General features: G+C 33.0%; 23 protein-coding genes and 1 riboswitch. Of the genes, 8 read left to right on the top strand and 15 right to left on the bottom strand.

The annotated features are described in order from the left end of the window. Nucleotides 1-145 precede the first annotated feature (145 nt). From QBK95_RS00575 to QBK95_RS00565, 3 genes are read right to left on the bottom strand one after another with little or no spacing between them, the layout of a single operon-like run. Nucleotides 146-1,012 carry an ABC transporter ATP-binding protein gene (locus tag QBK95_RS00575; RefSeq protein ID WP_445012613.1) on the bottom strand — a complete coding sequence of 289 codons (867 nt, stop codon included), beginning with the start codon at nucleotides 1,010-1,012 and terminating at the stop codon, nucleotides 146-148. Then, on the bottom strand, nucleotides 976-2,007 hold the full coding sequence (locus QBK95_RS00570; RefSeq protein WP_280929437.1) for a FecCD family ABC transporter permease: 1,032 nt from the start codon (nucleotides 2,005-2,007) through the stop codon (nucleotides 976-978). The genes QBK95_RS00575 and QBK95_RS00570 overlap by 37 nt, the downstream gene beginning before the upstream one ends. Further along, nucleotides 2,008-3,153, bottom strand: coding sequence for an ABC transporter substrate-binding protein (locus tag QBK95_RS00565; RefSeq protein WP_280929436.1), 1,146 nt, complete (start codon nucleotides 3,151-3,153; stop codon nucleotides 2,008-2,010). Nucleotides 3,154-3,241: 88 nt separating this feature from the next. Here QBK95_RS00565 and QBK95_RS00560 point away from each other — a divergent pair, with 88 nt between their 5' ends. After that, on the top strand, nucleotides 3,242-3,889 hold the full coding sequence (locus QBK95_RS00560) for a Dph6-related ATP pyrophosphatase (RefSeq protein ID WP_280929433.1): 648 nt from the start codon (nucleotides 3,242-3,244) through the stop codon (nucleotides 3,887-3,889). On the opposite strand, the gene cobC is transcribed toward QBK95_RS00560, so the two are convergent. From cobC to QBK95_RS00535, 5 genes are read right to left on the bottom strand one after another with little or no spacing between them, the layout of a single operon-like run. Then, a complete protein-coding gene (gene cobC / locus QBK95_RS00555) occupies nucleotides 3,886-4,404 on the bottom strand; it encodes an alpha-ribazole phosphatase (protein ID WP_280929431.1) in 519 nt (172 codons plus the stop codon). The two genes, QBK95_RS00560 and cobC, sit on opposite strands and share 4 nt — an antisense overlap. Next, a complete protein-coding gene (locus QBK95_RS00550) occupies nucleotides 4,386-5,150 on the bottom strand; it encodes an adenosylcobinamide-GDP ribazoletransferase (protein WP_280929429.1) in 765 nt (254 codons plus the stop codon). The genes cobC and QBK95_RS00550 overlap by 19 nt, the downstream gene beginning before the upstream one ends. A gap of 4 nt (nucleotides 5,151-5,154) precedes the next feature. Next, a complete protein-coding gene (locus QBK95_RS00545) occupies nucleotides 5,155-5,490 on the bottom strand; it encodes a hypothetical protein (RefSeq protein ID WP_280929427.1) in 336 nt (111 codons plus the stop codon). Between the two features lie 13 nt (nucleotides 5,491-5,503). Further along, nucleotides 5,504-6,538 carry a nicotinate-nucleotide--dimethylbenzimidazole phosphoribosyltransferase gene (gene cobT, locus QBK95_RS00540; protein WP_280929425.1) on the bottom strand — a complete coding sequence of 345 codons (1,035 nt, stop codon included), beginning with the start codon at nucleotides 6,536-6,538 and terminating at the stop codon, nucleotides 5,504-5,506. Next, nucleotides 6,539-7,042 carry a bifunctional adenosylcobinamide kinase/adenosylcobinamide-phosphate guanylyltransferase gene (locus tag QBK95_RS00535; RefSeq protein WP_280929423.1) on the bottom strand — a complete coding sequence of 168 codons (504 nt, stop codon included), beginning with the start codon at nucleotides 7,040-7,042 and terminating at the stop codon, nucleotides 6,539-6,541. A gap of 83 nt (nucleotides 7,043-7,125) precedes the next feature. Then, nucleotides 7,126-7,499: riboswitch (cobalamin riboswitch) on the top strand. A gap of 77 nt (nucleotides 7,500-7,576) precedes the next feature. Here QBK95_RS00535 and QBK95_RS00530 point away from each other — a divergent pair. After that, nucleotides 7,577-9,508, top strand: coding sequence for a TonB-dependent receptor plug domain-containing protein (locus QBK95_RS00530; protein ID WP_280929421.1), 1,932 nt, complete (start codon nucleotides 7,577-7,579; stop codon nucleotides 9,506-9,508). A gap of 73 nt (nucleotides 9,509-9,581) precedes the next feature. Here the strand turns inward: QBK95_RS00530 and QBK95_RS00525 are convergent, their stop codons facing one another. After that, nucleotides 9,582-11,036 carry a GFO_1087 family putative carboxy terminal peptidase gene (locus QBK95_RS00525; protein WP_280929419.1) on the bottom strand — a complete coding sequence of 485 codons (1,455 nt, stop codon included), beginning with the start codon at nucleotides 11,034-11,036 and terminating at the stop codon, nucleotides 9,582-9,584. 136 nt (nucleotides 11,037-11,172) lie between these two features. Here QBK95_RS00525 and QBK95_RS00520 point away from each other — a divergent pair, with 136 nt between their 5' ends. From QBK95_RS00520 to QBK95_RS00505, 4 genes are all read left to right on the top strand, one after another. Next, nucleotides 11,173-11,682 carry a GFO_1088 family ECF-type sigma factor gene (locus QBK95_RS00520; RefSeq protein WP_280929417.1) on the top strand — a complete coding sequence of 170 codons (510 nt, stop codon included), beginning with the start codon at nucleotides 11,173-11,175 and terminating at the stop codon, nucleotides 11,680-11,682. After that, on the top strand, nucleotides 11,669-12,151 hold the full coding sequence (locus tag QBK95_RS00515) for a PG0215 family putative anti-sigma factor (protein WP_280929415.1): 483 nt from the start codon (nucleotides 11,669-11,671) through the stop codon (nucleotides 12,149-12,151). Before QBK95_RS00520 ends, QBK95_RS00515 begins: the two co-directional genes overlap by 14 nt. A 48-nt stretch (nucleotides 12,152-12,199) precedes the next feature. Then, nucleotides 12,200-12,733: a GFO_1090 family protein gene (locus tag QBK95_RS00510; RefSeq protein ID WP_280929413.1), complete on the top strand. Its 534-nt coding sequence runs from the start codon at nucleotides 12,200-12,202 to the stop codon at nucleotides 12,731-12,733. 118 nt (nucleotides 12,734-12,851) lie between these two features. After that, nucleotides 12,852-13,394, top strand: coding sequence for a GFO_1091 family lipoprotein (locus tag QBK95_RS00505; RefSeq protein WP_280929411.1), 543 nt, complete (start codon nucleotides 12,852-12,854; stop codon nucleotides 13,392-13,394). Between the two features lie 141 nt (nucleotides 13,395-13,535). Here the strand turns inward: QBK95_RS00505 and QBK95_RS00500 are convergent, their stop codons facing one another. The 5 genes from QBK95_RS00500 to QBK95_RS00480 all read right to left on the bottom strand — a co-directional run bounded on the left by QBK95_RS00500 (nucleotide 13,536) and on the right by QBK95_RS00480 (nucleotide 18,687). Then, the gene (locus QBK95_RS00500) at nucleotides 13,536-14,102 is read right to left on the bottom strand and encodes a DUF6705 family protein (protein ID WP_280929409.1); all 567 of its coding nucleotides are present in this window, start codon (nucleotides 14,100-14,102) and stop codon (nucleotides 13,536-13,538) included. A 63-nt stretch (nucleotides 14,103-14,165) separates the two neighbouring features. Further along, the gene (locus QBK95_RS00495) at nucleotides 14,166-14,735 is read right to left on the bottom strand and encodes a DUF6705 family protein (RefSeq protein ID WP_280929406.1); all 570 of its coding nucleotides are present in this window, start codon (nucleotides 14,733-14,735) and stop codon (nucleotides 14,166-14,168) included. Between the two features lie 11 nt (nucleotides 14,736-14,746). Beyond that, entirely contained in the window at nucleotides 14,747-16,303 is a 1,557-nt protein-coding gene (locus tag QBK95_RS00490) for a hypothetical protein (RefSeq protein WP_280929404.1), read from the bottom strand. A 338-nt stretch (nucleotides 16,304-16,641) separates the two neighbouring features. Beyond that, on the bottom strand, nucleotides 16,642-17,985 hold the full coding sequence (purB, locus tag QBK95_RS00485) for an adenylosuccinate lyase (protein WP_280929402.1): 1,344 nt from the start codon (nucleotides 17,983-17,985) through the stop codon (nucleotides 16,642-16,644). A gap of 150 nt (nucleotides 17,986-18,135) precedes the next feature. After that, nucleotides 18,136-18,687 (bottom strand): adenylosuccinate lyase, encoded by a 552-nt coding sequence (locus QBK95_RS00480; RefSeq protein ID WP_280929400.1) that lies wholly within the window; start codon nucleotides 18,685-18,687, stop codon nucleotides 18,136-18,138. 95 nt (nucleotides 18,688-18,782) lie between these two features. Between QBK95_RS00480 and QBK95_RS00475 the strand changes: the two genes are divergently transcribed. Beyond that, entirely contained in the window at nucleotides 18,783-19,226 is a 444-nt protein-coding gene (locus QBK95_RS00475; protein ID WP_280929399.1) for a heme-binding domain-containing protein, read from the top strand. Nucleotides 19,227-19,249: 23 nt separating this feature from the next. On the opposite strand, the gene QBK95_RS00470 is transcribed toward QBK95_RS00475, so the two are convergent. Further along, the gene (locus QBK95_RS00470) at nucleotides 19,250-19,936 is read right to left on the bottom strand and encodes an SIR2 family NAD-dependent protein deacylase (protein WP_280929397.1); all 687 of its coding nucleotides are present in this window, start codon (nucleotides 19,934-19,936) and stop codon (nucleotides 19,250-19,252) included. 649 nt (nucleotides 19,937-20,585) lie between these two features. Here QBK95_RS00470 and QBK95_RS00465 point away from each other — a divergent pair. Next, a complete protein-coding gene (locus tag QBK95_RS00465; RefSeq protein WP_280929395.1) occupies nucleotides 20,586-21,323 on the top strand; it encodes a LytR/AlgR family response regulator transcription factor in 738 nt (245 codons plus the stop codon). The last annotated feature ends 1,030 nt before the right edge of the window (nucleotides 21,324-22,353 follow it).

Genomic DNA, 22,353 nt, shown 5'->3' with positions numbered 1-22,353 from the left:
AGCAAAAGATCAATTCCTTGTTTTATTTTTTGTAGAATAAGTATTTGAAACAAAAAATGCTACCTTTTTTCTATAAATTGTAGAGTTATTCAATCCATGATAAATAGAAGCGGGGCATTTAATCAAAAAAGCTTTGAAAAAGACCTTAGCTTCGCACTCTATAACTTTTGGTTGCTTCATCAAAGATGATAAGGTCTTCCGGAAATAAAGAAGAAAAAGCGCGACATTGGATCAATTCTTTAGGACGACCAAATTCAAAACCATCTTCATTCATAACTATCATTTTATCACATAATTGAATTGCAAAATCAATTTCATGCGTAGAGAATAAAATAGTTTTTTGAGTTTCGAAGGCTAAACGTTTTAATAGTTTTAAGATATATGCTTTATGATATACATCTAAATGTGTGGTAGGCTCGTCTAACATTATAAAAGGTGTATCCTGAGCAATGGCGCGGGCAATTAGAACCTTTTGTAGTTGCCCATCACTTAATTCATAACATCGTCGTTCTACCAATTCAGTAATATGTGTAACTTCTATAGCTTTACGTACTTTTTCAATATCTTCTTCAGCTAATTTACCAACCCAATTGGTATATGGTTGTCTTCCTAATGCAACTAACTCCTGCACTGTTAGGTTTTTAGTAGCAATTTGTTCTGTTAGCACAATACTTAATTGAGAAGCTAATTCAGAAGTTTTATATGTCTTAAGTTCTTTGTCTGATAAATATATGTCACCATGAAGTGCAGGTTGAACCTTAGACAAGGTACGAAGCAAGGTAGATTTGCCGATACCATTAGCACCTACTAAACCTACTAACTCTCCTTCATAAAGCTTTAGATTAATATCTGCAGCAACTACCTCCAAATTGTTTTTATGGCGATAACCGATTGAAAGATCTTCAGTTTTAAGGACGATATTTTGATTTTCAGGATTCAATGAATCTATTGTAATTGTTTTTTGATTTTTTAGTGCTAAAATAGCATCTTTCGTTTTCGAACTAATAACCATATTACTACTGGAGCTCCGATTAATGATGTAATAGCATTTATGGGTAACGTATATTCTGTTCCTGGTAATTGGGCAATAGCATCACATACTAACATAATAATACTACCAAATAACATAACGGCTGGAATTAGTGTTTTGTGATCAGATGTATGAAATAATTGCCTTGTTAAGTGAGGTACCGCTAATCCAATAAATGCAATGGGTCCAGCAAAAGCGGTAATACTTCCTGCTAATAATCCTGTAGCAATAATAACTAAAAAACGACTTTTTTTGATGTTTAGTCCAAGACTACGAGCATAATTTTCACCTAGTAGTAATGTGTTTAATGGTTTTATTGCTATAATAGCTAATACCATTCCTATAATTCCTATTGCAGAGAAAATTAATAGGTCCAACCAGGATAAATTACCCAGACTACCAAAACCCCAAAAGATATATCTTTGTAATTGTTCTGCAGGAGCAAAGTAGGAGAGTACACTAACAATTGCAGCAGTGATACTTCCAAACATTAATCCAATGATCAGAATTGCCATGGTATCCCGAACTCTCATCGAAACGAGCATTACAATAAATAGGACTAATATACTTCCAAGACTTGCTGCGGCAACTAATCCCCAGTTTGATACTAAAAATAATCCTGCAGAACCTCCGATAAAAGCACTTCCTAAGATTAACAAAGCCACACCAAGACTAGCTCCAGAACTAATACCTAAAACAAATGGTCCAGCTAAAGGATTTCTAAATAGCGTTTGCATCAATAATCCAGAGACTCCTAATCCACTTCCTACAATTACAGCAGTTATTGCTTTAGGAAGTCGATAATCTATAATAATATGTCTCCAGGATTCTTTTTCTACTGTGCCACCTATTAAGCTATGTAAGGTATCCAACCAAGGAATAAGTACAGAGCCTAAACTAATATTAGTCACAAAACACAGTAATAATACTATGATTATGATACTAAAAACACCTTTATATGATTTGTTTGGGGTCAACTAGTTCAGTTTTTCGAAAAAATAAGGTTCGTAATCTGTTAATAGTTCAGGATGTGCTATTTGGATAATATCCTTAAGAATTAAATCTGGCCGCATTGGGCCTAATTCGTAATATACCAATCCTCCTTTTGCGCCTGTTTTTAACGTTGAAGAATATACGGCTTTATTTTTAAACGCTTCAAAAAAAGTATATCGATTGTTCTTTTCCTGAAGTTCTGCCAATGATCTAGAAGTTCCCGAACCTATCCATATTGCTGCATTTTGAGCTTTTTCTAATACACTTTCAAAATTGAGTGCTATGCTTCCTGTTTTTTGTGTTTCTGCCCACAAATAGTTCGTGTTTGCATCTTTTAAGAATTTAGCTACATAACTATTTCCTCCAGGAACATGCCAAACATCTTTAAACATATTACCAGACAAGACAGTAGGAGAACCTGAAGCATTTTTAGCTAAGGTAACGGCTTCTTTATAGTCTTTTTCAATATTTCTAAAAATTGAGTCCGCCTCTTTTTCTTTATTATAAAAAGCAGCTACAAATTTTATCCATTCTGCTCGACCAAGAGGGTGTTGTTCCATCCAAGAACCATTCATTACCACAGGAATCCCTGTTTTTTCTAATAGATCATACGCCTTAGTATCTCCAGTGGCAGAATATCCTATGACAAGCTCTGGAGCTAGTTCTAAAGTGAGTTCAGTATTTAAATGACCATTGTTTCCTAATTCTACAATACTGTCTTTCTCAACTAAACTTCTTGTTTTTTCTGAAGAAATATAATCAGTATGGGGAAAACCTATTAATTTATTTTCTAATTCTAAATACTCTAGCATAGGTATGTCGGTAGTAGATGTCACAATTGTTTTATCTACTGGGATTTCGATAAATTTAGCTTCTTTATTTACAGACAGTTTTGGTTTTTCGGTTCCTTTGGTATAAAGAATATAGGTAAATGTGCCTTTAGCATCTGGCCAAGGCGAAGTAATATTTATTTCTTTGTAATTGTCGTGATTCTGAATTGTAAAACCAGTTGCATATCCGATTTCTTGTTCAATCAGTTCTTGAACAATATTACTGGTAGGTGTTTTCTGTTCTTTTTTGCAGGATAAAAAAGAAAGAATTAAAAAAAGTAAGGTTATATAATGCTTCATTTGATGTGTAAATATTTGTCAAACTTCGATATTTTTTTGAAAATCTTACTATGATTTACCGTTAATTTGTGTTTTAAAATATAAAAATATGTCATTTGTATGCTCTTGGAGTGGAGGAAAGGATAGTTGTTATGCAATGCATAAGGCAATTGAAAAAGGAAATACGGCATCTGTTTTATTTAATGTATTAAATGAATATGGAGATCGATCTAGATCTCACGGCATTCCAAAAGAAATATTAGAAGCTCAAGCAAGATCTCTTCATTTACCTATTCATTTTTTTGAGAGTACTTGGAACGATTATGAGCGATTATATATTGATAACCTAAAATCATTAACCGATACCTATAAATTAGAATCAGCGGTTTTTGGAGATATAGATATAGTGTCACATAGACAATGGGAAGAAAAAGTATCTGGTGCTGCAAATTTAAAAGCAATATTACCAATATGGCAACAACCCAGAAAACAATTAGTATTAGATATGATTGATTTTGGTGTTGAAGCGATGATAGTATCCTGCAATAAAGATTTAGGCCCCAATTTCTTGGGAAGAATTATCGATAAGGAACTGATTAAAGAATTAGAAACTTTATCTGTGGATGTTTGCGGTGAAAATGGAGAATATCATACACTGGTTACCAATGCACCTCTTTTTAAAGAAAAACTACAAGTAAAAGTAGTAGATAAGGAAATATCGTCTAATTACAACTTTGCAAAATTAGTATTGGATTAGATTTTAATAACATCGCCATAGTTTATTTTAATGCTAAAAGAATCTTTAAGTGCTATTTGCTGAATATATGCAAGTAAAGCTCTCATTGGACCTGCATGGGTAACAATAACTATTTTTTCTGTAGAAGTATGATTTAAAGAATTATAAAACGCAAGTATCCTTTCCTGAAGCATAATATATGATTCTCCATTGGGCACTTTTACATTTACAAAATCTTCCATCCAAGGATTAATTTCTGAAGGTGAAATACTATCCCAAGGTTGTAGTTCCCAATCACCAAAATCCAATTCTTTAAGTCGGTTATCAAAAATCGTTGGGATATCAAATGTCTTAGCTAATAATTTACAACGCTGTAACGGGCTAGCGTAGATATTTGAAATTTCCTTAATCGGAATTTGCTGATGAATTGTTAGCGCTTCGGCGTCAAAAGATTCTGTTACACCCAGATCGCTTTGACCATAACAAATTCCTTTTTCGATATTAGGAGTGGTATGCCTTACCAAATATATTTCCATAGCGCTATTACAGTAAGATAAAAAATCACTTCGCTAAGCTGTTGTGCAGCTCCTGCACAATCTCCAGTTTGTCCTCCAATCCACTTCTTAAACTTTGAAGCCAGAAACATTTTGGATAGATACATCGGTATCAATGTTACAAATATAAAAGGATTAAAAAACAGTAGTAATGGAGCTATTCCAAAAAAACCACTGATAAAAAGCATAGGTATACTCATACTTTTTGCAGCAGGTTTAGCTTTACTATCTTCAGTATCTCTTACATATGGATGTGTAAAAATCAATGTTGTTGCAATAAAACGACTTAAACTGTGTCCAGAAATTAACAGTAACGGAATATGATAATCTTCTAGAACTCTTAAGGCAGAAAACTTTATCCCTAAGATTAGAAGAATTCCAATAGTACCATAGGTTCCTAATCTAGAATCTTTCATAATCAAAAGAATCTTATCCTTAGTCCAACCACCACCAAAACCATCACAAACATCAGCAAATCCATCCTCATGAAAAGCTCCTGTAGCATATATTGTAGCAAACATAGAAAGGAGGATAGAAATTTCTTTAGGAAAAATAAAAGAAGTACCATAAAAAACTATCCCTCCAATGGCTCCAACAATGATACCGACTAAAGGAAAGTATTTAGAGCTTTTACGTAAATATTCAGGATCGTGATTTACCCATTTAGGGCAAGGAATCCTTGTAAAAAACATAAGAGCAGTAAAAAAAATATGAATCTCTTTTTTCATTCTACTACTGAAAATTTATATCGCTAAGATATGCTTCTACTGCATATTCTAAAAACGGAAATACGCATGATAATAGTAAGGTTAATGCTAAAATAATTCCTATAAGCCCAATTTTGTGTTTTTTTAAAAAGGAAATAATAGCAAAGTATAAACTTAGCAGTCCTAAACTAAATACAATAATTTTATAAGTCTTTTTAAAAACTGATAGGTCTGATATGATTTCAGAATTTGTTCCTTGTTGTGTTATGGTTAGGTTTTCATGATACAATTGTACATTAAATCTATAAATACAGTAAAAACCGATTATAGCCACGACTATTGATAAAACACCTTTTTTCATATGTTAGGCAATACTATTCATTAGTAGAAACTTCAGCTTCTTCAAAACTAGCCATATTATTTAAGAAAGTTACTGCAGATTGTATGATTGGGTATGCTACCGCCACTCCAGTACCTTCACCTAATCTCATATTAAGAGAGATTAAAGGTTTTTTTCCTAAAAAACGCAACATTTTTTCATGCCCTTGTTCATTAGAAGTGTGAGCAAAAATACAATAGTCTAATACATTTTGATTCAGTGCATAAGCAACTAATAATGCAGCTGTTGCAATAAAACCATCGATAACAATTGTCATTTTTAATTCAGCAGCTTTTAGTATAGCTCCTGTAATCATTGCAATTTCAAAACCACCAAAAGTAGCAAGAGCTTCAATAGGAGAAGTTGGAGCATATTTTTTAAAAACTTCTTCTAGAATAGTTCTTTTAAGCTTCATAGCTTCCATCTGGAGACCTGTGCCAGCTCCAACACATTCTTTTACTGGAATTTCACAAAAATATGACATGAGTAATGCTGCTGCAGAAGAATTACTAATACCCATTTCCCCAAAACCAATAATATTACTACCATTCTCATAAGTTTCAGAAACGATCGCAGCGCCATTATGAATAGCAGTACTACATTGATCAGCAGACATAGCAGGTTCTATCTGATAGTTTTTTGTACCATATGCTACTTTAGCGTGTATAAGGCCAGAGATGTTATCGAAATTATGATTGACTCCAGCGTCAATTATTTTTAAATCGATATTATTTTGATTGCAAAAGGAATTAATAGCAGCACCTCCATTAAGAAAGTTATAGACCATTTGTTGGGTTACTGCCTGCGGATATGGATTGACTTCTCCTTTTTCTGCAATTCCATGATCTCCAGCAAAAACTAATATCGTTGGCTTTTCTAAAGAAGGGCTTTTAGTACTTTGGATCAAACTTATTTGTAGAGCAATACGTTCCAATATGCCTAAAGAACCTACTGGTTTGGTTTTTAGGTTAATTTTATGCTGAATACTATTTTCTAGAGATTTGTCTAAAGGTGAGATGTTGAAATTCATTTATTTAATTGTTACTGGTATTCCAGACACCATTAGTATTGCTTTATCTGCGTGTTTAGCTATATGTTGATTCATCCAGCCTTGTAATTCTGTAAATTTTCTTCCTATTTCTGTTGAAGCATGAACACCCATACCGATTTCATTGGATATCATTATAATAGTCGTATTAATCTTTAAAAGCTTATCAAATTCTGTTTTTGCTTGGGATAAAGATAATTCTATATCGTTTTTGGTATCAACAAAAAAATTAGTTAGCCAGAGTGTTACACAATCAATTACTACAACAGTATCTTCGGTAATTACTTTGGAGAGTTGTTTTTCTTCTTCTATAGAAGTCCATCGTTCATCTCGATCGGCAATATGCCTATCAATTCGTTCGCGATGATTACCATCCCAAACTCTTGATGTAGCAAGGTATATTGGAGTGTTTGAGAGTTCTAAAGCTAGGTTTTGAGCATAACTACTTTTGCCTGAACGCTCTCCACCTGTGATGTAATACAACATTTAATTCGGTTTTTAGAGAGCGCAAAGGTAATGGTAATACTAATTTATTTTACAAATTGAAGGCATTTTCAAAGAAATATAATACATTCGCGCAGAATTTTGGTTCTGATACCTTATGCATAAGGTTGATGATTAAAAGGGAATCAGGTGAAATAAAGTACAGTAGTACGGTTATGAATTAGGATTTTTTAAACCCTGAATCTAGTATCTAATATTGTATATTAATATTCCTGAGCTGTTCCCGCAACTGTAAGCTTTGCCGAGTCGATATTGAAAAATGATGTTTTCAGATCGTAGTAGGTGTTTGTTGTTAATTCTTTATAACCACTGCTTGTGTCGAACTTGTTTCGACATCTTTTAAAATTATTTTAAAAAGAAACTGAAAGAAGTTCAGTTCAGGTGGGAAGGTAAACAACAAGACGCAAGCCAGGAGACCTGCCTAAATTCGTAATGTCAAACTTTCGGGATAGAAGTTTAGGTATGGGTAAACTGCATACTTTTTTCCGGTAATTGTAAAATTAAGTCATTTAGGAAATGAACAAAAAAATGTTTTTTGGGGCAGCATTATTAATGCTTGGATCTCAGGTTGTTTCAGCGCAAGAAATAACTCCAGACGAAAAAGTCAATGAATTAGAAGAAGTGATAATTTCTGATTCTAAATTTAAACTAAAAAGAGAACAGAGTGGTAAGGTAATTACTAAAATCACTTCAAAAGAATTAGAACGTAGCCAAGGACAATCGGTTGCAACTGTATTGAGCAGAGTTGCAGGTGTGTATGTAAACGGTAGTAACAATGCTGCTGGAGAACCATTAGGAGTATATATTCGTGGAGGTCGTAACCGTCAGGTTGTAATAAGAGTTGATGGTGTGACAGTTAGTGATCCATCTTCTTCGGCTGGGGATTTTGATTTAAGATTGTTATCTGTAAATCAGATAGAATCAATAGAAATCCTTAAAGGGGCATCGAGTACATTATATGGTTCTGGTGCAGCAACTGCAGTGATCAATATTACTACAAAATCAGAAAGTAAAAAGAAAATAGCAGCACAGTTTTCTTCCAGTATCGGAACCAATCAATCTCAGGATGATCAGGATTATGATATTAATGAGTTTGTAAACCTGGCATCTATAAATGGTACGATAGGTAAGGTAAGTTATGTAGGTAGTTTTTCTAATCAGTTTACAGATGGATTATCTGCTGCAGAGGCAGAAGGAGCAGAAAGTGATGCTTATTCTAAGTTTAATGTATATGCTAAACTTGGATACCAGTGGAGTAAGAATTTTAAATTTCACTTTTTTGGAAATCTGGATCAGTATAAAACGGATTTTGATGGTGGAGCAGGATTTGATGCAGATAATCAATTTGATAGCCGTCAATTACGTGGAGGTACGTTTTGGGAAGCAAAATACCCTAATGGTAGCTTTACCTTTGTAGATAGTTATTCTTTATTAGAACGAGAATTTACATCTAGTTTCCCTTCGAGATATGAGAGTAAGATATATACTTTTGATGCCTATAATAAATATAATTTCAATAATACCTTATATACAGTAATCGGAGCAAATGGTTCTTATAGTGATTTTAACCTTTTTAGTGTTCCATTCGGAAGCAATGATCTAGAGCAAACAATAAATGATAATGAGGCAGATTTTGATATTATTGATCCTTATGTAAACTTGGTGTATGTATCAAAATTTGGATTGAACGTTAATGCAGGAGCGCGATTAAATATCCATAGTACCTATGGAAATCATTTAGTATATAGTGTTAATCCATCTTTTACGCATACTTTTGGTAGTAATTATATTAAAGGATTAGCATCGTATAGTACAGCCTATATCACACCATCATTGTTTCAATTATTTGATACTGCATTTTTTACAGGAAACCCTGATCTAGAACCAGAAGAAAGTACTACAATAGAAGCAGGAGTTGAATTCTCGCATGAAAAAAGAGCTACTATGAGTGTGGTTTACTTTAATCGTACTTCTGAAAATTTCATCACTTTTGATCCTAATACCTTTGTGAATTTTAACTCACCTAATGATATTGAAGTTGATGGATTGGAAGTAGAGGTTGGGGCAAAACTTATAGATGATAAGTTGTCTGTAAATGCAAACTATACGTATACTAATATATCGAAGTTAGAAAATGATATTCGTATTCCAGAACATGCATTACAGGCTAGTATAGGATATCAATTAAGTGGTAAAACATATACTTCTTTGAGTTATCAATTTAACGGAGAAAGAACAGATACTAACTTTGATCCAGTAACATTTGCTCCAACACCAGTACCATTAGATAGTTATGGGATATTGGATTTTTATATAAGTCATCAGCTTTTAGATAATATGAGTGTCTTTGCGGCGATGAATAATATTACGAATGAAGAGTATCAAGAGATTTTTGGGTTTAGTACCAGAGGTAGAAACGCCAGAATAGGATTTAATCTTACGTTTTAAAAATTACATTTTAAGGCATAAAAAAAAACCTCAAGCCAATAAGCTTGAGGTTTTTTAATATTTATATCAGATATTAGTCGAAACTTGTTGTTCTGTGTTTTGGGGCTTCAATATTTTTATACATTCTCTGAAAAGTAGGAAGTACCATTTTACTTTCTCCTACGGTTTCTAATTGTAATCCATTGTATTTGGAAGAAGATTTATTACCTAATATATCATCAATTGCAGCTTTTAATAATGGTTCATTAGGATCACCTAATACACCTAGATTAGAGAAATCCTCGTCTATCTCTATTTCTGGAGTAAATCCACCAAAATAATCTGTAAAACCAACAGAATTTATAGATCTAAGCACTAAAGGTTGCATGGCATACGTATGTCCAGGATTTGCACCAGTACGACCAAAGTTATCAGAATCATATAGTGTTACAGATGCCTGAAATTTACCTCTACTGGCAGATCCAACCTGTATTACGTTAATATATGGGTCGAGACCATTAATCACTAACTCACTTGCAGAAGCAGAACTTCTGGTGGTTAATATGTATACTCTATTAAGATTGAGGCTATTAATGCCAGCGCCTGTTCTTATTTGGTTATCAAAAAGATTAGTATCACCGAATTGCGCTTGTCGATCCTCATTCCATTCTTCTGTAGTAAATACTTGCCCATTAAACTGGCCTGTAATCATACTGGATAAATCGATTGCAGATGTAACAGAACCACCTCCATTATAACGTAAGTCTAATATTAGATCGGTTACGTTATCAGAAGCAAATTGTCCAAATGCTGCGTTTAATTGAGCATCAAAATCTGCAGTAAATGAATTGTACATTAAATACCCAACTGGATTACCACCAACATCAATGGTACTAGAAAGAAAAACCGGGTTTTCTGTGTATTGTACTTTAGTAAGTGGGATTGAAGTTCCTGTTGGAGTGACATCATTACCATCAAACGTTGCAAGACCAATGGTGTATGTGTCTGGAGCCAGTAGGCTGCTGAAATTTTGATCCGTAATTTGGGTGCCATCGATGGTATTAAAAATATTTCCTCTTAAAACTCCTTTGGTTTCTGCATCGGTTCCAGGTAACACATAACGAACATATCCGAACACATTAGAGGCGTCATTTGGATATCGCACTAATCCAAACTCCATTCCATTATTTCTGGTAATGCCATCAAAAGCTTGTTCTAAGGCGATATAGTCATCTACTAAAAAACTAAATTCATCTACATCCAGTCCGCTTGCAGGATCAACTTCTTTTGTTCGAAGTGCAAGAAAAATAGATTCTGGAGATGAAAAGTCATTTAAGAAATCATTATATTCCTGATCAGAAGAAAATCGATCATTTGCTAAATCCGCTACATCAGCTTTGTAAACATAAAAAGCATTCATACCTTTCCATATAAAATCATTAATCTCTAATACGCTAGCAACACTAGGGACATCATCATTATCATTAAAACAACTGGTAAGAATACTTCCCGAAAAAAGAAGTAGGGCAAAATACTTTAGAAATTTCATAGATTTTTTTATTTATATAACCCTAAAAATAGGGACTTTATTATAATTTCAAAAAAATGTGTAACAAATTATAGGTATAGTCGTCTCCCTTATATAAAGCTAACAAGTTTAGATTTATACCAACCAACCAAAGAATATGAAAGAAAGAGCATTTATAACGCTAACCAATGGATTTAAGGATAAGCTATATAGGTTGGCTAAGAGATTACTGGTAAGTAATGAAGAAGCAGAAGATGCGACACAAGAAGTGTTATTAAAGTTATGGAGAAACAAAGCCAAAATGGCAGAGTATAAAAATGTAGAAGCTTTTGCAATGACAATGACAAAGAATTACTGCTATGATAAGTTAAAAGCTAAAGAAACTGGGAACTTAAAAATAGTACACAGTAATTATAAAGATGAAAGACCTTCTTTGCAGAGAGAAGTAGAAGCAAAGGATAGTTTGGAGTGGGTAGGTAAAATTATGGATGGATTACCAGAACAACAACGAATGATTATCCAGCTTAGAGATATAGAACAATACGATAATGCAGAGATAGCAGAAATGTTAGAAATGAACGAGACAGCAGTGCGAGTTGCATTATCAAGAGGAAGAAAAACAATACGACAAGAATTATTAAAAAAACACAATTATGGAGTTGTCTAACATAGAAAAATTACTGGAGAAGTATTTTGAAGGAGAAACGACCCTTTCTGAAGAAAAAGAATTAAAGGTTTATTTTACCGGAGAAAGCGTGCCGTCACACCTGGAGAGATACAAAGATCTATTTCAGTTTTTTTCTAATGAAAGCCACGTAACCGCTGCTTCAGAAGTTAAATTAAGTACCAATCGAGTGCCTTGGTATACCTGGATAGGTGTAGCTGCATCAATAGCTTTAATTGTGGGGCTGTTTATAAAAGATGTTCCTCTAGGAGCTGATCCAGAAGGAGTGTATGGTACTTACGATGACCCTGAAATAGCATTACAAAAAACCAAAGAAGCCCTTGATTTGGTTGCTAGATTAATGAATGAGGGCAAAAAGGACTTGGTGTACCTGAATGAGTTTGATACCGCAAAAAAAGAACTAGTGTATCTTAATGAATTCGAAAACGCTAAAAACAAATTGATAAAATAAATACGAATACTATTTCCTATATATAGGAATACTTAAAATGAGTTAATTATGAAAAAGTTTGCAATCATACTATTAATAGCATTAGTACCATACTTATCTGTTGCACAAAGCAATTTTGATAAATACGAAGATATGAATGATGTATCATCTGTAGTGGTGACTAGTAAAATGTTTAAACTGCTAAGCAAGTTAGATTTAGAAAGTAGTGATCCTGAAGTGAAGGAATATATTAATCTGGTAGAAAATATTAAAAACATTAAAGTGTTTGCTACAGAAAATAAGGATATCGGTCAGAAAATGAAATCTGATGTACAAAAGTATCTTAGTAACACATCATTAGATGAATTAATGCGTGTAAAAAGTGATGGAAAAAACGTAAAGTTTTATTCTAAACCAGGTAAGAACGATAATTTTGTAACAGAGTTGTTTATGTTTATGGAAGGAATGGAAAATGATGGAGGACCTAATACAGTTGTGCTAACAATTACAGGTGATATCGATCTAAGACAAGTATCTAAAATAGCAGATCACTTGAATGTTCCAGGAGGCGAAGAGCTTAAAAAAGTGAAAAAGAAAAATTAAGCTTATATATTTAGTTTAAGTTACACCCAAGCTTCTTCAGGATGTGATGTCTTGAAGAAGCTTATCATCATCAATCAATCAACCTTATCCGTTTTTCACGGATTAAAAACCAATTAAAATGAAACATATAATTAAAATAGTAAGTGTTGCATGTGTAATGCTACTCATGAGTTGTAATAGCGGGACTTCATTGCAACGATATTTTGTAGATCATCAAGGAGATGCAGACTTTGTGGCTGTAGATCTTGCTACTAGTTTGTTAGATACTGATAAGATAGAGTTTAGCGAAGAAGAAAAAGAGGCACTGGAGAGTATTAAGAAAGTTAATTTTTTAGCGTTACCACTTAAAGAAAAAACCAAAACCAGATATGAAGAAGAAAAGGCAGTTATTAAGACTATTCTAAGTGAGGATAAGTACGAAACCTTGATGAGGTTTGGTTCTAATGGTACAAAAGCAGTGTTAAAATATCAAGGTGATGGTAGTAATATCGATGAAGTTATTGTATTTGCATCTAATCAGGAAAAAGGATTAGCTTTAGTACGAGTTTTAGGCGATGATATGAAACCAAAAAACATAGCCAAATTAATGAACGCAATTGATAAAGGAGATGTGGATATGGATGTGTTTAAGAATTTAATAGGCGATATTGATATAGATTAATGCTTCTATATTTATAAAAATAAAAAAGCTTCGGTTATTTAATAGTCGAAGCTTTTTTATTCTCTGGATTTTAAAAATATTCTATAACAATAGCAGCCTGATCATATCAAACTGCTATTATATATTATTTCTGTTTAATCTCTAATTTACCTTGGTTAAAGTCATTAAATATGGTGTCTTATATGGATACACCAAAACACCATTTTCATTGGGTTCCATAGCTGCACTGACATACCATTTTAATTTTTGGGTTACTGGATTATAGGTAAGCTCTAGATAGTTTGAACCTGTAAACCTAATATCAGGTTCATCAAATTGCAATTGTATTTTATTTAAATCAGATTTTTTAATCTTACTTCCAAAAACATTATAATTAGGGTATGAATCTGCTTGCTGCAACATAGCCATCGTATCATAAATTACCTCTCCATTTTTAATATATTTGTAACGACTGGTTAATTGATCTTCATAATAATTTCCGCTATCTTCTTTAGTAATTTTAGTAAAGGTAATTTCAAATAATTCATTAGATGTTTGATATCTCCAAGTACCAATAAACTTATTAAATACACCGTTTACATCTTTATAATAAGGTTTGTCTTCTCTAGATAGGTCAAGATGGCCTATCATGTTTTCTATAGGTATGATTTCTTGACCATAACTTTGTATCGCAAAAAGTACCAATAATATCTTTAGTATTGCTTTCATTTGCTATAACAATAGCAGGCTGATCATATCAAACTGCTATTATATATTATTCCTGTTTAATCTCTAATTTATTTTAGTCAGAATCATTTTATAAGGAATCTTATAACCAGAAGTAAGTTCTCCAGGATTATCTGGATCATCATACAATACTGCATCCACATACCAATCTAATTTTTGAATACCAGAAATATATTTTAGATATAATAATTGTCCATAATCTCCATAATCTCCTGGTTCATCGTATGTTAAAACAATACTATTAAAATCGGTTTTTTTTATTGCTCTACCTGAAATATATTGTAAGGTTGCACTACCTGAAGGCTGTATAGGTGAATAGGTGTCAAATATTATCTCTCCATTTTCTATATATTTATAACGACTATTAAGCTCATCTATATAGTAACCCATTCCTGTTCTAATTCTCTCTACTTTTGTAAATGTAATCTCGAATAACTCATTAGAAGTCTGATATCTCCAAGTCCCTAAAAACTTATCGAGTAATCCATTTGTATCTTTATAATAGTAATCACTTGTTGTATTCTCTCCCGAAACTAACTCCTCTAATGGGATAATTGTTTGCGAATATGTTTGTACAACAAAAAGTACAAACAATAATTTTATTATTATTTTCATTGATTTAGCTTTTACGGTTTAACCCAATTCGTTATTTCTCCAAAAGTTTCAATAGCTACGTAAATACTAATACCAAAACCCTTGCCATTATCATAATTTTCTAAAAAATCTGCAAATTCTCCTAGGTAACAACCATTGTCACCAAATGAACAAACAGAATTTAAAATTTGTTCAAAATATAGTTTTTTAAAAGCTGCTAACTCTGTTTCAGTATTAAATCTTTCCTTTAATTCTTTTACACGATCTGGGTCACTAATTTTTAATGCATATATACCAGATGTTTGTATGTTTTCTTCTTCATTTAATATTGCTGGTTCTGCAACAAGAATAGAACTAATATCTTCATTATTTACTCTTTCTTCATTTGTAATATTTAAAGCTTCTCTTCTATTAAAAAAACCAATAAAAGATGCAATATCGTCACTAGAAAACAAAGGTACTGTAATTTTAGTTTGTTTTACTGCTCCAGATTGTTCTCTTCTATTATTAAACTTATTATGTAAATGTACCTTTATCAAGGTGTTAAAGTCTATTGGAGGAAATTTGACACTCTTTTTGCGTATACTTTGGGGCATAATTTCTGTCGCGTTTAATGTCCTTGTTCCGTTGTTGGTAGTAATATCCACATTATACATTCGTCCATCTTCCTTAAATCGATTAGTAACTTCATTTTTTAGATCCTTAATCAAATCCTTTACTTCTGGTATACGTACTTGTTCCATCAATGTCTCCACATTATAGTCAACATCTTGACTAGGAGGTATAAACGGGATCACACCGATCTGACCGATATTATCATCTGTAAGATCTGGGTCACTTGGGTCATTTGGAGTACCTGATCCTCCTGTTCCGCCTGTACCAGTTTGATCAGACCCATCACCACCACTGCTACTATCTCCCGCATCTAAACAATTGGTAACCCATCCACCAACACAAATTGTTGTAGGACCATATTGTGTGCCTAATTCATCTAATGAACAACTATCCGTTTGTGATGATCCTGAGTGTTGTCCTGATCCACATTCATAATCCACACAATCTTCTGACCAACTTGTAATAGGAATTTGACTCGCTCCACAGGTATTCTTTTGCACTAATGCTTCGCCAGTAATTTGTGTAGCAATGGCATTATCGATATCATAGGTAACCGTTTCTTCATCTACCAATATTGGATAGCTTACATACATCTGATGAAAACTGTCATCATTATAGATCGTTAGTACATAGTTATCCAGATAGTTTTCATCTACTGGATTGCGATTAGCCTTAAAGGTATAACTAACATATCGTTCTGCCTCTAAAATCTGCACGATACTGGTATCGATCACAAAGGTGTGATCTTCCGTGCCCGATTTGGCCATAATAGCATTACGAGATTGCATCTTCTGTACCTGATCTTGCAGCGTTTTACTTTTGTGTAGTTTGTGAAAATTGTGATACGAATATCCTTTTAAGGTAGACGCTGGTGGTAGTTCTAAGTCGTCATCCTTAGAACAACTGCTCATTAATACACCGCCAATGAGTAGGCAAACGAGCCATCGTATAGCATGTTGTAATCTGTGTTTCATAAATTCTCTCTTTTTTTTGTTTCCGAAAGCAAATGTAGGAGAATTCCCCAGTGCGTAATTACGTAAATGTGTAATTGTTTAAAAAAAGGATGCTAAGAGTTTATTTTTTTTTTTCTTTATCAATATTTTTCCTATTTGTATTCTTTTTAGGAGATTGTAAGTTTACATAAAAAAGTCCAATAATAAAGAACAAGAATAAACCGCCTAAAATAATTTGTATCAAAAGATATTTTAGAATACCTAGAATTCCACATAGGATAAAACCAATGCAGATAATACCCGATAGGGTAATCATTAGCTTGTTATTTAGCATATAAGCTAAGGTATTATAATTCTAATTAAATCCCAGTATAATTAGATGGAGTAATGGCTTTTAGTTCTGATTTTATATCCTCAGAAACTTCTAATGTTTCTATAAAATCGGCAATAGAATTTTGGTTAATCGCAGCATTCGTTCTGGTTAATCCTTTTAAGGCTTCATAAGGATTAGGATATCCTTCTCTTCTTAGAATCGTTTGTATGGCCTCTGCCACAACAGCCCAATTGTTTTCGAGATCCTGAGCGAATTTCTCTTCGTTTAATAATAACTTGTTTAGTCCTTTTAAGGTAGCCTGAAATGCGATTACAGTATGTCCAAAAGGAACTCCTACATTTCTAAGTACTGTACTATCTGTAAGATCACGTTGCAGTCGACTTACTGGTAACTTTGCCGATAAATGTTCAAAAATAGCATTGGCAATACCAATATTACCTTCACTATTTTCAAAATCAATTGGATTTACTTTATGTGGCATAGCTGAAGATCCAACTTCTCCTTTTTTGATCTTTTGCTTAAAGTAATCCATAGATACATAGGTCCATACATCACGATCTAAGTCCAGGATGATAGTATTAATACGCTTCAGTCCATCAAACAGAGCCGCCATATGATCATAGTGCTCAATCTGAGTGGTTGGAAAAGAATGATGTAATCCTAGTTTTTCTTGTACAAAACGAGTTCCAAAAGCTTTCCAGTCAATAGAAGGATAAGCAACTTTATGTGCATTATAATTTCCTGTAGCTCCACCAAACTTAGCAGCACTTGGGATGTCATTTAATAAGTCGAACTGAGCTTCGAGTCTGGTAACGTATACCTGAAACTCTTTTCCTAATCGAGTAGGAGAAGCTGGTTGTCCATGCGTACGAGCTAACATAGAAACATCAGACCATTCAGTAACTAATGATTTTAGTTTGTCTTTTAAAGCTAAGTATTCGGGAATATACACGTCACCAATAGCTTCTTTAATACTAAGTGGTATTGCGGTGTTATTAATATCCTGAGATGTCAATCCAAAATGAATAAACTCCTTATATGCTTGTAAGCCAAGATTATCAAACTTTTCTTTGATAAAGTACTCAACCGCTTTTACATCGTGATTGGTAACTTTTTCTATGTCTTTTATAGCTTGTGCATCTTCTGTAGAGAATTGTGTATAGATCTCTCGTAACTTTTCAAAAATAGCTACATCAATATCTTGTAACTGTGGTAATGGTATTTCGCATAAAGCGATAAAATACTCGATTTCTACCAATACACGATACCTTATTAATGCTTCTTCACTAAAATAAGTACTTAATGATTGTGTTTTAGACGCATAACGACCATCGATAGGAGAGATGGCTTGCAAAGGAGATAATGACATAACATTGTTTTTTTGAAAGGTGCAAAGATAATTTATTTAATCCCTAATTACGAAGTACTAAGAATGATTTTTTGATGGATATTGATGATGTATAAAAAGAAAAGATTTTCTGAGGATTTAATAATGTATTGGCTGTGTATTCTGAATAGTTTACAGTTTCTTCAAAATCATTCGCGATCTTGCTTTGTAAGCAGCACTACCAATACTATAATTGTTTTCTAATGTGATTTTAAGTTCTGGATGTACCCAGTCAAACTCTGTGCCTAATAAGTATAAGCTGGTCATAGAATATGCTTTGGGTGCAACTTTTTGATCAGAGATAAGCCAATCAAAGCAGGCTTCGGTAATTTTTTCTCTGTGTGTAGAGGTGAGCTGTTTTCTTACTTCAGGGTTTTTACTTTTGTAATAAGCAAGCGTCAGGTATTCACATATTTTTGCAATAGGCCTCACGGCAGGATCCTGATATACTGTAGGTAAAATAGGCATTAAAGAATCCAGATATGGAAGTATTGCTTCAATGTTATTTTTAGATAAAAATTCTAATCCCCAAGAGGCTTTACAGGATATTTCATCATCTACTTGACTACAAATCTCTAACAATTGAGGAAGTAATTTTGGATTTTGTAGAATAAGGTTAGCAAATTCGTTTCGTTTTTCCCGAGAATGATTGGTTCTTTTTATTTCCTCTTTCAGATTGATCATGATATATGTTATATTTTTTTGAAAAGAAAAACTACGATAGCAAAGATTGTGTTTTTAATTAGTATTTTGAACCCTATAAATGTAATAGATACAAAATGATTAAAAAAATTGGAATCTCGTTGATAGTACTTTTAGTAATTGCACAGTTTTTTAGACCTGATAAAAATGAATCTGGATATGAAACTGTTGTTGCTTTTGAATCAGAAACATCACCTTCACCAGAAATCAAGGCAATGTTGCGTGCTAATTGTTATGATTGTCATAGTGCACAGACACAATATCCGTGGTATGCAGCGATTACACCTGTGTCATATTGGTTAGCGGATCATATCGAACACGGAAAAGGACATTTTGATGTTTCGGTTTGGGATACCTATACTAATAAAAAGAAAGATCACAAGTTAGAAGAGCTTATAGAGATGGTTGAAGATAAAACAATGCCATTGGATTCATACACCTGGATTCATGGAGATTTATCAGAAGAGGATGCTCAAAAATTGATTGATTGGGCAAAGAAAGTTAGAAGTACTTTGAAGTAAGTACTATGGGTGTATCTTTTTTATTACAAAATAGCTTCCATGAGTTCTTGTACTATTTCAGGAACACCCACTGTTGCTTTTTCTGCTAGGATCGTTAGGTTTTCCTGAGGAGCGATTGCAGGTTTAGGGTCTATAAAATATATAGGAGTATTATGTGGGGCAAATTGTAACAAGCTAGCAGCAGGATATACTTGCATAGAGGTTCCTATAATCATGAGTATATCTGCTTGCTCTGTAATTTGTATTGCCTGTTCGAGCATAGGTACTTCTTCTCCAAACCAAACAATATGAGGGCGCAACTGCGAATTGTGCTCACAGAAATCCCCAATAATAAGATCCGTTTTCCAATCTAATACTAAATTTTCATCAAATTGACTTCTTACCTTTAGTAATTCTCCGTGTAAATGTACCACGTGACTGCTGCCAGCACGTTCATGTAGGTCATCCACGTTTTGAGTAACAATAGTAACCTGATGTGTTTTTTCTAGATCTACCAATGCTTTGTGGGCCTGGTTAGGAGTTACCTGTTGTAATTGACTACGTCTTTTGTTGTAGAAATCTAATACCAACGATGGATTCTTATCCCACCCAATAGGAGAAGCAACTTCCATGATATCATGACCTTCCCATAATCCATCGGCGTCCCTAAAAGTTTTGATGCCGCTTTCTGCACTGATTCCTGCTCCTGTAAGTACTACAACTTTTTTCATGGATTGGTGTTTTCTTGACGTAATGATATTGATAACTCAGGTTAAAACTATCAAAAATGGTTTAATTAACTTGAATTCGTTGTGAGAAAATTTACATCTATCAGAGTAATTTTCAATAGAACATTGTAACATGGATAAGTTAATTTTTGATCAAAAGCCCTGTCATCCTGATCTTGTCGAAGGATCAATGCAATTTTTTTTGTTTCGATATGAAAATCAATTTAGCAGTTTTTTTAACCAAATAGTTATATCCAACAGAGGTTATTTAATAAATAAGTGACTAACAGTTTCTTTTTTGATTGGCCTTCCTTTATTGTTTTAAAAAGGTTTTGTAACAGATTTACTTGCCTAGCCGTTTTTATAGCTTTAAAAGTGCCGTAAACTGTTAATTTTTTTAAAGGACATACTAAAATATGCTGTTTTTCGTTTTAGAGAATCTAAACCCCAAAAACCGATGACATGCATATTATCCCGATCAATGATACATTGCAAACCCCTGTAAATAGTACATCTCCGTATTAATATTGTGGTTTTACCGTAACCAGATTATTACTAAAAAACATACCTTGTAGTCAGTAAATGTGTACAATTTTTTTTTTGAATACTAATAGTATTTAATAACCAACGCTAACCTTTAATTGTTTACCTCATGAAATACCCTTATATCATTATTGATAATGATCAGAATTCTGCACGCACGATTCAGATCGCATTAGAAGATCACAATGATTATATCTGTACAGGAATTGCTTCAAATGAGCAAGAGGCGTTGGACTTGATTCTAGAAAGAAAACCCCGTTTAGTTTTTCTAGAACCCGAAGTGCCGGGAACTCAATCGTCCAAAACCCAGTATAGTTTATTATCAGAACTCCCTAAGTACATGGTTAACCTGCCAGAATTTGTAATTATTACTAAAACAACTGACTATGCCATAGAAGGTATACGTAATAGTGTATTAGATTACATTCTTAAGCCGTTGTCAAAAAGCCAACTAATCAAGACACTTCATAGATTCGAAAGAGACTTTGATGAAGTTATGGACAATACTTTATGTTTTAAGTCTTATGGAGATTATCGTTTTGTTAATATCGATGAAGTATTGTATCTAAAAGCAGACAATAATACTACAGATTTTATCATGAGTAACGGTAATAAAGTAGAAGCTTTTAAGACATTAAAACATTTCCAGAACTTGTTGCCAGATCACTTTGTACGTATTCATAACAGCTACATTATCAACACTAAATATGTGTCTAGAATACATTTTGGTAAAGCAAAATGTGCGATTAAGAATACTACAGATATGATTCCGTTTTCTAAATCATACAAAACAAACGTAGAAGAAATTAAAGATACGTTGGCAAAAAATAGCTTCTTGTATGTATAAATATATATGTAGTGTTTAAAAGTTGTTATGATTAGGTTCAGATAATATATTGTACTGTTTTTCAGAGCTGTATCTGTGCTTTTGTTAACACTATATGTGATGATCATGTTTTAAAAAAGAAACACTTGTGTAATAGTTTCTAAAGATAACCGATAAACATATCATACAAAATATATGATTACTATTTTTCCTTTCACACAGGTCATTAATAGATATGTTGCAAATCCCTCTGATTTTTCAGGGGGATTTTGTTTTGATATAGGGTGTTGGATTTTGTTATATATATAAGGAGTGTTTTTTCCCTTTTTAATTACAGTGTTCTTGTGTGTGGGTATCCATTATATCTTTTTTAAAATCACATGCTTATTTGTAATATTTACATAAGATGTAAAATTCCCCGTAATAATATTTCAACTTTTTGGGCAATGTATTGATAGGTTATATGTTATATATGGTATAATGAAATAAATATTTTATGCTATCGACAAAAAGAAGTATTAAATCTTTGTAAGTTATTTTTCCCCGTTTTGCAGGATAGCGTGTAGATGATTTGACGATGTAGATCACAGGGATTTTTGCTAATTGCTGTATAATGAAATGTTTACAGTTGTTACAGGGAATTTTTTTATTAATATTTGGGGAATATTTATTATTCTGTATTATTGGCTGTCACAGGCCGCAATGACACAAAAGAGTTTGTAGGAGGTTTTTTGTACGATTTTTATTTTTTTTTAAGTTTTTTTTATGGTTTATTTACGGTAAATGCTCAAGTAATCTAATTCCTACGAAAATAGCTGTTTTTTAAAATCGGTCCATCCACTCGTATAACCCACCCATCCACCTCTTATAGGTATCCATCTACTAAACGCACCTTAATATATTAGGCGCGAGGGTACAATCTGGCTACATTTGTAGTGTACAATTAAGGTTATCAACCTATTACACATTTACTAAAGGATATACAAAGAGCAATCGGAGTATTCTTGCTGGCCAGCAAAAATCCTTACAATGAGAAACTGGATAAACGAAT

It is taken from the genome of Aquimarina mycalae (genome assembly GCF_029906345.1).
GTDB lineage: Bacteria > Bacteroidota > Bacteroidia > Flavobacteriales > Flavobacteriaceae > Aquimarina.
The sequence above is the reverse complement of the archived record's forward strand: the minus strand, read 5'-3'. Positions and strand labels throughout refer to the sequence as shown.